This is a genomic window from Streptomyces sp. SID3212, assembly GCF_009865405.1.
Taxonomy (GTDB): domain Bacteria; phylum Actinomycetota; class Actinomycetes; order Streptomycetales; family Streptomycetaceae; genus Streptomyces.
This window is the reverse complement of the sequence record NZ_WWJY01000228.1, coordinates 1-1,641: the sequence shown is the minus strand read 5'-3', so window position 1 is coordinate 1,641 and position 1,641 is coordinate 1. Positions and strand designations below refer to the sequence as shown.

Genomic DNA, 1,641 nt, shown 5'->3' with positions numbered 1-1,641 from the left:
CTGGGCGCCCTCGGGCGCGCGCTGGTCCTGCACGGCCGGGACGCGGCGCGCGGCGCCTGACGGCGTCGCCTCCCCCTGAACTGCGCCCGCCCTCCTTCTCGTTCCCCCGCGGGGAGGGCGGGCGCATACCACCGCGCGACCGCCGCGTGGCGAGCTGAGACGGATCATGCGGAACCGGTGTCTTTTCATACGGGGTCGTCTAAGGTGATGACATGGACACTCTGACCGGTCTCCTCGAAGGTCCCAAGGCCCGCGGCGCGTTCCTCCTCAAGTCGGTCTTCAACCCGCCGTGGTCGCTCCGGGTCGAGGACCGGGCCCCGATCTCCGTGGTCACTATGGTGCGCGGCGACGCCTGGGTGATCCCCGACAACGGGGACCCGGTGCTGCTGTGTCCCGGGGACGTGGCCGTGATGCGCGGCCCCGACGCGTACACCATCGCCGACGACCTCGACACGCCCCTCCAGATCGTCGTCGGCCCCGAACAGCGCTGCAACACCACCGACGGCGAGGACGTCACGGAGACGATGGCCCTCGGGGTACGGACCTGGGGCGACGACACCAGGGTCGGCTCCTCGGTCATGCTCAGCGGCACGTACCAGGCGCCCAGCGAGATCGGCCGGCGCCTGCTGGCCGCGCTGCCGGTCCTGCTCGTACGGCCCGCCGAGGCGGGACCCAACCCGCTCGTGGCGCTGCTCGCCGACGAGATCGGCAAGGACGAGATCGGCCAGGAGCTGGTCCTGGACCGGCTGCTGGACCTGCTGCTCGTCAGTGTGCTGCGCACCTGGCTCGCGGTTCCCGAGTCCGGCGCGCCCGCGTGGTACCGCGCGCAGAGCGACCCCGTGGTGGGTCCCGCGCTGCGGCTGCTCCACGAACAGCCGGGGAAGGCCTGGACGGTGGCGTCGCTCGCCGACACCGTCGGTGTCTCGCGCGCGGGCCTGGCCCGCCACTTCACCCACCTCGTCGGCGAGCCCCCGATGGCGTACCTGACGGGCTGGCGCCTGACGCTCGCCGCAGACCTGCTGCGGGAGCCGGACGCGACGGTGGCCACGGTGGCGCGCCGGGTGGGATACAGCGGGGCGTTCGCGCTGAGCGCGGCCTTCAAGCGGGTGCGGGGTGTGAGCCCGCAGCAGTTCAGGAAGGGCAGCGGGTCGCCGTCGGCGCACCGGCAGGGCGCTCCGGCCCGTATCGTCGTGCTGGACCGCTGACCGGGGCGGGCGTACCGGCCGGGGGGAGCAAGGGGAGCGGCGAGGGCCGTACGGCCCGCAGGGCCACCGCCGTCAGCAGCAGCTCCCCACGCACCAGCCAGCGCCCCGCGTAGTGCGTGGGAGCGTGTACGGGCGGGTCCGCCGGGTGCAGGCACGCCAGGAACGTACCGTCGGCGGCCGGCTCGACGCGGGCGTCCGCGAAGCCCAGCCAGCGGCCCGTCGCCGGGAACCACGCCTTGTACACGGCTTCCTTCGCCGAGAACAGCAGCCGGTCCCACGGCACGTCCGGCCGCTCGGCGGCCAGTCGCTCCACCGCCGCCCGCTCGCGGTCCGACGCCACCAGGCCGAGCACCCCGTGCGGCAACGGCTCCGCGGGCTCCGCGTCGATGCCGAGTGCCGCGATGTCGGTGGTCCTCGCCACCACCGCGGCCCGGTA

At 74.2% G+C, this 1,641-nt stretch carries 2 protein-coding genes; one reads left to right on the top strand and one right to left on the bottom strand.

Features of this window, described 5'->3' with window-relative positions:
- Positions 1-212: 212 nt before the first annotated feature.
- Positions 213-1,205, top strand: a complete 993-nt coding sequence (locus tag GT042_RS06745; protein WP_161307791.1) for an AraC family transcriptional regulator — start codon at positions 213-215, stop codon at positions 1,203-1,205.
- Here GT042_RS06745 and GT042_RS06740 read toward each other — a convergent pair.
- Positions 1,132-1,641, bottom strand: a 510-nt coding sequence (locus tag GT042_RS06740; protein ID WP_161307790.1) for a 4'-phosphopantetheinyl transferase superfamily protein, incomplete at its 5' end; no start/stop codon positions are given. The two genes, GT042_RS06745 and GT042_RS06740, sit on opposite strands and share 74 nt — an antisense overlap.

Bases quoted from the DNA above. Each gene is read 5' to 3' on its own strand.
- GT042_RS06745 (WP_161307791.1), top strand. From the start codon at position 213: ATGGACACTCTGACCGGTCTCCTCGAAGGTCCCAAGGCCCGCGGCGCG.